Origin of the sequence: Alteromonas sp. PRIM-21, assembly GCF_027563165.1 — a bacterium.
In the GTDB taxonomy this organism is placed as follows: Bacteria; Pseudomonadota; Gammaproteobacteria; order Enterobacterales; family Alteromonadaceae; genus Alteromonas; species Alteromonas macleodii_A.
Map to the genome: position 1 here is coordinate 1 of NZ_JADOEK010000026.1, position 8,537 is coordinate 8,537.

Consider the following 8,537-nt stretch of genomic DNA (forward strand, 5'->3'; position numbering starts at 1 on the left):
ATTCATTTAAACTCTCCTTTTAAATGCCTAAAATAAAGATGCCTGTCTTACTTAATTTAGTTTAGTCAACTTTTAAGCTAAAAGCTTTAACCAATTTGTAACATGATGTCTTTAGTGATCAGTCGGTCGAATAAACAAGACAGGCATAACTAGAAAAATACCAAACTGTCCCCTCGTACACTTTCCTCAATCTAAATTCCTATCCAAACTAGTAAGCGATTTAATTAGAGACAGGACACTATGCCTAAAGCCCGAAAGTCACAAATTAGTTTATCGGATACGCCCTATTATCACTGTATTTCCCGCTGTGTTCGTCGTGCTTTCTTATGCGGCGTGGAGAACGGTAAAAGCTTTGAACATCGTCGCCAATGGGTAGAAGACCGTATTCATGTTTTAAGTGAGGTGTTCGCCATTGATGTATGTGCTTATGCAGTAATGAGCAATCATACGCACCTGGTATTACACGTAAACAAAGAGAAGGCAGACGCACTGAGTACAGAAGATGTGATTCAACGTTGGCATAAACTGTACAAAGGCACATTACTCTCGCAGCGCTACATGTCACCAGATTCGCGTAAAGATTTACATGAAATTCAAATTAAAGCGGTGGAGTTAACGGCTGAAGTATGGCGTAAAAGGCTATTTGATATCAGCTGGTTTATGCGTGCACTGAATGAATATATTGCTAGGGCTGCTAATAAAGAAGACGACTGCACGGGCCATTTTTGGGAAGGACGGTTTAAATCTCAAGCGCTATTGGATGAGTCAGCCCTTGCCGCCTGTATGGCTTATGTTGATTTAAACCCAGTACGAGCAAAGATGGCAAAAACACCTGAAACATCAGAGTATACCAGCATTAAATACCGAATTAACGCAGCTAAGGTAGGCAAAACACCTAAACGACTTATGCCTTTTGCAGGCAATCCAAGGCAAGAGATGCCACACGGTTTACCTTTTACTCTTCCAGACTACTTACAGCTTGTAGATATAACCAGCCGATATATTCACCCAAACAAGCGCGGCAAGGTTGAGCATCACCTACCCTCTATTTTAGAGCGTCTCAATATTGAACATGAACATTGGCTAACTTTAACTACGCAGTTTGAAACCTGCTTTAAGCACGCCGCCGGCAAAGTAACTCACCTAGAGCAATACGCACAGAATCAACATCAGCAACGGGTTCAGGGCCGACAAAATGCTATGCGATTACTCGGGTAACTTTGCAGTTTAATAGAGAGTAAGACAGGCACTTAAAGACAAGTTGAAAAGTGTTGAAGAAGAAAGGTGGAAAAAAGAAAACAAAGCTGCCATAGCTGCGTATAACGAGTTTGTTGCTGAGAACGGCTGTATAGGTGATGAGTACAGGAACTTCTAGTGGCACGGTTTGAGTCGATTGGGCTTCTTATGTGTCGCGCTGTGACAACCTTTGAATTGCTTTTGGGTCTTGGGATATTTGTCGCTCAATAATGCTTAAGAGATCTTTGTATGAAACGCCCTTATATCCGACCCAAATATTTACGAAAACGAAAACAGCGAGCCCAGGAAACATATAAATCAAATACTGCGAAAAACCAAGAGCATGAGAAAACGGTAAAAGGATACTGATTAAAAGCATTGCAAGTGATGATCGCTTCAATACTACTAAACCTTCCCTAGCAGCTTGATACTTTTTAACATCTGACTGTTCCATAGTGACTAATTCCTAAATGTCTAACGACATATGTTGTTTAAAAATGGGCAAAGCCAAACGAACCCATGGATTTTTGTTGCTGGCGATTGTTAGTATTCTTCGTAAAGATGCCTGTCTTGTTTCTAATTAGATGCTTGCTGTATGGGATTCATATTTAGTGCCTAACTTTAAAATAAGAGCGCGCGGACACCTGTGCAATAGACACAAACATGCCTGTCTTGTTAAGTAAGTGTATTAGGCTTCTTATGTGTCGCGCCGTGACAACCTTTGAATTGCTTTAGGGTCTTCAGATATTTGTCGCTCAATAATGCTTAAGAGATCTTTGTATGAAACGCCCTTATATCCAACCCAAATATTTACGAAAACGAAAACAGCGAGCCCATGGATTTTTGTTGCTGGCGATTGTTAGTATTTTTCGTAAAGATGCCTGTCTTGTTTAGTGCTTTCTACTGAAAGAGTCACGATTTCTCCCTAAAAAACTAACAGCCCACTAAGGGGCGATAATACATGGGCTAAAATTAGGAACGTAGTGACGCAGCCCATGTGTTAGCGTCCCAGCGAGTGACTTTAGTGTTTTGTTAGCTTTTACCTGCGCGATATTTTGCCAGCAGCAGAGTTAATTGATTTTACTAAGTCGTTGGTTGATTTGGCATTTTTCTCTGAAGCCTGAATGAGTTTTCTTGATAGCTCGTTTGAAGCTTTTGTGTAAGTAGCAAGTGCTTTGTCGTGGCCCACAGAAGCTTCCGTCGCTTTTGCTAGGGATCTCATTGCTTCGGCTTGAGCTTTTGCAAAAATAGCGAGCTCTTTGGTTTGATTAGCTTGTTCAAGAAGTTGAGCCTCTTGTTGCTTAAGTGCAAGTGTATTTTCCTTAAGTTCTTGTCCTTGTTGAAAGTAACCAATTATCAACCAGAAAAGTGCCATAATTGAACCTATGCCAGCTATTAGGTCGCCAACTTCGTTTGGCTTCAGTGAAATAAGCGCTGCAACGTTTAAATAGCTATAAGCGCCCACAACACCTATAAACACTATGGTGATTATTAAACCTAGTAAAGTCCGTTTATCCATTAAATTCTCCGTGGATGCTAACACCCACATAAGGGGCAGTAACACGTGGGCTAAAATCCGAGCGAAGCGACAGAGCCCACGTATTACTGTCCCAGCGAGCCAGCGAGCAACTTAATGTGATTGTTAGGTTTCAATGTTGATTAACATGCTGACGTCACCATCATCATCTACATACAGAGTTGGTGGGTTTATGCACGTGTAACTTCCTGGAATGTCGTTCGAACTAGCGGCTTTGCACAATTCCTCTACCCCTTTACCTACAACATTTTCAAATTTTTCGATGGTAGGTACATCCCAGCTCTGATCATATTTTTCATGAGCAATTTTATTCCTTAACCTTTGTAGCTGATCAAGGCTTTTAGATACATCTTTATCGAGTTTGTATTTACTGACTTTTGATACTCGCCTCATTACTTCGCTAAAATGTCCTTTAGTTGCCCTACTTGCAGCGCGATCAGTTAGAACCGCGAGAAGATCACCTAAGGAGTCAGAGTTCGTAATATCATCGAACGCAACGCTACCTTGCATTGTCTTGTGCTCGAGATAATCGTGCATGCTTTTAGGTTTTGTAAGAAAAAACGCCTTGAAGAAATCTTTAGCTGCAACTTCAAAACATGTACACAATCCAATGACAGTAAGTCCACCGAAATGATTTATCGAACTTTCTATATCTTCCTTCATTGAGTCTGATAAGTATTTTCGAGTATGCTCTTCCAGCGAGGGCTCTCCCGTAGAGTGCAATGTCATTGACTCGAAGTAAGCTTTTATTGCTGACGTATTCGATACTAGATTATGCATTGATTTATAAGCTATGAAGTCTTGTAGACACTTAAACCTATGAAAATCTCCATTAAAATGCATATAAATTCCTTTTGAAACCTAACTTTTCAATAACGGGCGCAGACATGTGGGGCATAATGGCGCAGCCGCCTTGCGTGTATGCGTCCCAGCGAACGTAGTGAGTACGTTTATTGGCTTGTTAGGTGCCTTTGCCACACCAAAGCTCAAAAATATCATTATCTTCTTCTATTGCAATTGAACAAGAAGCTGCACCCGTCTTCCATCTAAAATTATATTGCCCGAATTGCTCTGTGCTGCTGAAGCCGAGGGCTCCTGAGAGTGCTGAACTGACTTGCTTATTTGTATAATTGAACCCTTTTTTAGAGCACTGTACAAACAGTTCATCTGTTGCTTTATGATGACTAACATCGCAGCCATTTATTTGGTTTGGTAACGAATCTAGGTTTTCTAAGAGCTCCGGAATAGTGAATTCAGAAATGCTGTTTTGTTGAATAAAGAAATTAGTTTTCATCTGAGCTTGCTTGCTACAAGCTGCAAGAGACAGACAGAGCAGTGAGGTCGTAAATATAATTTTATTTTTCATAACATCCTTATTAGTTTGAACAGGCACCTAACACCCCGCTTAGGGGCAATAACACGTGGGCTAAAATTAGGAGCGAAGCGACTGGAGCCCGTGTGTTATTGTCCCAGGGAGCTTGCGACCGACTACAGCGGTTTGTTATGGCTTGAACCCATGTAAAGAAAAGATATTTTCGAATTCGCTAATGATCACTGGATCTGAAATTTTCGAAAAGCCTTGAACAAAATTAGCAGTCTGTTTATTTAGTGCTCTGAGCCAAGCCTGACCAGTAACATCAACTGGTTTTTTAAGAATTATACCCTTTTTCCCTGAGATAGAGTTGTTAAAGCCTGCTATCGGAGCTGAGCCAGTTTTTTCTGTGTCTATTACAAAAGCCATTGATGCAAAGTATCTTTTTGGACTGCGCTTGCCAACTCCGCTAATAACCCAAGCAACTCCGCTTTTGCTTCCTGATACATTTTTATTCGTAAAAGCTTCTAGGTTTCCCAAATCCAATACGGATTTACCGACTTTCATCTCGTTGTGATATACGAAAAAATTATCCATAACTTCCTAGATTTCAAATTGAGCTATAACAGCTTACTCGTCCCCCAGACCGTCACGCTAATTCACACCACTCTGGGGCACTTCTCCTTTTTTCTTCTCTCTACTCTAAACCATAACCATTAGAGAAATAAAGAAAAAACCGTAACGTCGTTTTTTGTTCATATATTAAAAACACTAATTAGACGTGTATATTATTTTGGTGTTTTTCACGCAAGCCGAGCACAAAAAAGCCAGCTTCCGCTGGCTTCTAAAACAAATAATTCAACGTCACTCGAACTAAAAACTACTTCCCCTGCCTAGCAGCCATCTTTTCCAACTGCTCATCAGTGGCAGGAAGCTGGTGCTTCTCTTTCCACTCTGAATACCACACAAACATGCCTGTCTTGTTAAGTATTTTTGTTTATTTGCCACAGCCATAATATGAGACTCCTAGGTAAGAGTGAGACAGACAAAGGCCTATAACTTCGTAGAGAAAAATGCCTGTCTTGTTTAGCATGTTAGTTTTCCGACCTAGCTTAAAAAGTCAGAAACCAAACTTCTAGATACATTGTCACCGTAACCATCTTCGACAAAGTTTTCCGGATTTGGGATTATTTGCGAAGCAAGGGTCTTGTTTCCTAGCGAAGCTAATGTGCATGAAAGAGCAAATTTGTATGTTGGTAAAACTGATACATCATTGAGGGGCTCATTTAGAATGAAGCCGTCATCAGTTTCTTCCAAGTGGTCCAGAATGCTCTCGTGTCCGGAATTTTGCAGTATGCAGGTTACCTCCGAGAGGTTCTTTTTTAAAAATCTATCGTAAAAATTCATCTGTACCCTAAAAATGTAAGGCACGAATGTGCCTTCCTTATTTCATCTAAAACAGGTACCAAATGCATACCGTTGTAAAAAAGGTGACTGTTTTATTTACTCCATTGAAAAACGTAACGCCCACATTTGTGGCTGGTTCGAAGTTTACGTAAACATACGTAAACATGCCTGTCTTATTTAGTCGTTATTGAAGCGATCGCTATTCCAATGCGCTGCAATCTTATCGTAATTAAATGCTTGCTGTATGGGATTTATATTTAGTGCCTAACTTTAAAATAAGGGCGCGCGGACACCTGTGCAATAGACACAAACATGCCTGTCTTATTTAGTACAGCAGCCAATTTCTCCAACTGCTCATCAGTGGTAGGAAGCTGGTGCTTCTCTTTCCACTCTGAATACGGCATTTTATATACCACTTCACGTGCGGCTTCGTAGTCGATATCAGCGCCCTGCTCGCTTGCAGCCGCAAAAATAAACATGCCTGTCTTGTTAAGTATATCCTTCTATTTTAGAGCGCCTCAATATTGAACATGAACATTGGCTAACTTTAACTACGCAGTTTGAAACCTGCTTTAAGCACGCCGCCGGCAAAGTAATTCACCTAGAGCAATACGCACAGAATCAACATCAGCAACGGGTTCAAGGACGACAAAATGCTATGCGATTACTCGGTTAACTTTGCAGTTTAATAGAGAGTAAGACAGGCACTATATGTATACATCTCTACATAACAATTCCGGGCTTGTTAAGAACCTATTTATTGTAATGCGCATCCCTATGCGCATACTAAATATATAGAACAATTTGGAGTGATAGCATGCAAGATTTATATGACATTCATGCCCCAAAAAAACGGCTAATTTAAGCTTAAACAGCGACTTATTGCACAAAGCTAGAGACTTAGAAGTCAACCTATCTGCAACCTTAGAACAGGCACTTAAAGACAAGTTGAAAAGTGTTGAAGAAGAAAGATGGAAAAAAGAAAACAAAGCTGCCATAGCTGCGTATAACGAGTTTGTTGCTGAGAACGGCTGTATAGGCAATGAGTACAGGAACTTCTAATGACACAGTTTGAGTCGATTAGGCTTCTTATGTGTCGCGCTGTGACAACCTTTGAATTGCTTTAGGGTCTTTAGATATTTGTCGCTCAATAATGCTTAAGAGATCTTTGTATGAAACGCCCTTATATCCAACCCAAATATTTACGAAAACGAAAACAGCGAGCCCAGGAAACATATAAATCAAATACTGCGAAAAACCAAGGGCATGAGAAAACGGTAAAAGGATACTGATTAAAAGCATTGCAAGTGATGATCGCTTCAATACTACTAAACCTTCCCTAGCTGCTTGATACTTTTTAACATCTGACTGTTCCATAGTGACTAATTCCTAAATGTCTAACGACATATGTTGTTTAAAAATAGGCAAAGCCAAACGAGCCCATGGATTTTTGACGCTGGAAATTGTTAGTATTATTCGTAAAGATGCCTGTCTTGTTTAGTATGTGTAAGAAGAAGTAGCTTACATTCGGTATTGCATGATGTTTTCTGATAGCTTTTGCTGTACCAAGTGTAACCAATTTCGACCCTTTGATTTAAAAGGTCAGCATTACAAAAGCGTGTTGAGCCAATAACCTCTCCACTCGCTTTGTCTATAACCACGAACGGTAACGATAGCCCTTTGGCTTTCTGCTCTAATGCTGTCGTAATATAGTCATCAATAATTTCAGCGCTTGGTACAGAGGTGAACCATAGTTTCCACAATTCACCGTCGTTTGCTGCGTTCACTAAAGCGTCTGCATGTTCCATCGTTAACGTAGTGAGCTTTATATTCTCAGATTCTAATTCAATATCTTCAAACCACATTTCACTTTCCATGTATGTCTTATTAACTCTACGACTCTATTACCAATCTAAGAAATTGCAGTAAGTTTAAAAAAACGACGCTGATAATACATTTTCAAGAACTCTAGTTGTAACGCCTATACCTGCACTTTTCACTAAAAAAGTTGTGTAGGATGAAAGGTAATCATTTGTGCCTTTTACAACAAACATGCTACAAAATAACCAGGCCCCAAACCGATAAGAATTAAAGAAGTAACCCTTATTAATTTCATGGCTTTGGTTATTTTGTATATATCCTTACCTTCTAGCAAAGAGTCAACTATATAGTCTTGCCCAACAAGTGAAAAGAATATGGATAAGCCTAAACAACCTAGGGAGACATAAACATCATTTCCAATTTCAACTACCTTTAGTTGCAGCATTATGATGATTGCACCAAATAAAGCCGAAGAAAACCATGCGTACTGCTTGAGTAACTCGAAGTGCAGCTCCGTAGTTAAAGTTTCGTTTTTCGCTTTATTACTATTAACCGAATCAAATTCAGTATTTTCTTTTGTTTTCATAGCTTCCATATTAGTACGCAGTTCCGATTTGAGGCTAAAGCCTAATTTTTAGTAATAAAAAAGGTTAGATATGCAAAGCAAGAAAAATTTAAGATTCGCAATGCCTCTCGGCCTCTTTCGTTTAGCTTATATCCGATATTTTACTTTTTCATATAATTACGAACACAGATACAGGCAGTAAACAATAGCAGAAATATTTAACGACTAAATTATGCATCCAAGGCTTTTTGCCAAAAAACAGCGCTGCCAGCCTCTGGGTCTAATTCGTAACTACTAAATCCAAATTTTTTATACGCCGCTTTAGCAACATCATTATTGCTCAGTACCTCAAGGGTAATTTTACAGCATCCACGCTCCTTAGCGATCGACTCCACTTTTTCCAATAATTTTTGACTAAGGCCTAGCCCTCTATAGTTTTTATGAACGCAGATATCATGGATGTTGATAAGAGGTTGGCAAGCAAAAGTTGAAAACCCTTCAAAGCAATTAGCTAATGCCGCCGGGCTGTCATTGTCCACTTCCCCTTTAGTGAGACAGTACTAAATTAGAGTTTTCTAGTTTTGCTCGGTAAGCTGCCGGAGGCAGGTTACCCAGACTTTCATGTGTTCTTTCTTCGTTATAATCCAGTCGCCAGAACC

General features: G+C 39.8%; 12 protein-coding genes and 2 pseudogenes. 3 read left to right on the plus strand and 11 right to left on the minus strand.

Going from position 1 to position 8,537, the window contains the following annotated elements; genetic code table 11:
* The first annotated feature begins 240 nt into the window (after positions 1–240).
* On the plus strand, positions 241–1,218 hold the full coding sequence (locus IW644_RS19655; protein ID WP_269919022.1) for a transposase: 978 nt from the start codon (positions 241–243) through the stop codon (positions 1,216–1,218).
* A gap of 31 nt (positions 1,219–1,249) precedes the next feature.
* Positions 1,250–1,375: pseudogene (locus IW644_RS19660) on the plus strand (type II toxin-antitoxin system CcdA family antitoxin); the annotation flags it as partial.
* A gap of 27 nt (positions 1,376–1,402) precedes the next feature.
* Here the strand turns inward: IW644_RS19660 and IW644_RS19665 are convergent.
* The 7 genes and pseudogenes from IW644_RS19665 to IW644_RS19695 all read right to left on the minus strand — a co-directional run.
* Entirely contained in the window at positions 1,403–1,690 is a 288-nt protein-coding gene (locus IW644_RS19665; RefSeq protein WP_269919023.1) for a hypothetical protein, read from the minus strand.
* A gap of 585 nt (positions 1,691–2,275) precedes the next feature.
* Positions 2,276–2,755 carry a hypothetical protein gene (locus IW644_RS19670; protein ID WP_269919024.1) on the minus strand — a complete coding sequence of 160 codons (480 nt, stop codon included), beginning with the start codon at positions 2,753–2,755 and terminating at the stop codon, positions 2,276–2,278.
* Between the two features lie 123 nt (positions 2,756–2,878).
* Entirely contained in the window at positions 2,879–3,616 is a 738-nt protein-coding gene (locus IW644_RS19675) for a HEPN domain-containing protein (protein WP_269919025.1), read from the minus strand.
* Between the two features lie 118 nt (positions 3,617–3,734).
* Positions 3,735–4,139 (minus strand): hypothetical protein, encoded by a 405-nt coding sequence (locus tag IW644_RS19680; RefSeq protein ID WP_269919026.1) that lies wholly within the window; start codon positions 4,137–4,139, stop codon positions 3,735–3,737.
* Positions 4,140–4,274: 135 nt separating this feature from the next.
* A complete protein-coding gene (locus IW644_RS19685) occupies positions 4,275–4,682 on the minus strand; it encodes a hypothetical protein (RefSeq protein WP_269919027.1) in 408 nt (135 codons plus the stop codon).
* Positions 4,683–5,192: 510 nt separating this feature from the next.
* On the minus strand, positions 5,193–5,402 hold the full coding sequence (locus IW644_RS19690; RefSeq protein WP_269919028.1) for a hypothetical protein: 210 nt from the start codon (positions 5,400–5,402) through the stop codon (positions 5,193–5,195).
* Positions 5,403–5,749: 347 nt separating this feature from the next.
* Positions 5,750–5,959 (minus strand): annotated as a pseudogene (locus IW644_RS19695) (DUF1244 domain-containing protein); the annotation flags it as partial.
* Between the two features lie 415 nt (positions 5,960–6,374).
* Between IW644_RS19695 and IW644_RS19700 the strand changes: the two are divergent.
* Positions 6,375–6,554 (plus strand): type II toxin-antitoxin system CcdA family antitoxin, encoded by a 180-nt coding sequence (locus IW644_RS19700; protein WP_269919029.1) that lies wholly within the window; start codon positions 6,375–6,377, stop codon positions 6,552–6,554.
* A gap of 27 nt (positions 6,555–6,581) precedes the next feature.
* On the opposite strand, the gene IW644_RS19705 is transcribed toward IW644_RS19700, so the two are convergent.
* The 4 genes from IW644_RS19705 to IW644_RS19720 all read right to left on the minus strand — a co-directional run bounded on the left by IW644_RS19705 (position 6,582) and on the right by IW644_RS19720 (position 8,417).
* Positions 6,582–6,869 carry a hypothetical protein gene (locus IW644_RS19705; RefSeq protein WP_269919030.1) on the minus strand — a complete coding sequence of 96 codons (288 nt, stop codon included), beginning with the start codon at positions 6,867–6,869 and terminating at the stop codon, positions 6,582–6,584.
* 95 nt (positions 6,870–6,964) lie between these two features.
* Positions 6,965–7,357 (minus strand): GNAT family N-acetyltransferase, encoded by a 393-nt coding sequence (locus IW644_RS19710; RefSeq protein ID WP_269919031.1) that lies wholly within the window; start codon positions 7,355–7,357, stop codon positions 6,965–6,967.
* A 176-nt stretch (positions 7,358–7,533) separates the two neighbouring features.
* Positions 7,534–7,899 (minus strand): hypothetical protein, encoded by a 366-nt coding sequence (locus IW644_RS19715; protein WP_269919032.1) that lies wholly within the window; start codon positions 7,897–7,899, stop codon positions 7,534–7,536.
* 209 nt (positions 7,900–8,108) lie between these two features.
* Complete coding sequence (locus IW644_RS19720) at positions 8,109–8,417, minus strand: GNAT family N-acetyltransferase (RefSeq protein ID WP_333473931.1); 309 nt, start codon at positions 8,415–8,417, stop codon at positions 8,109–8,111.
* Positions 8,418–8,537: the final 120 nt, after the last annotated feature.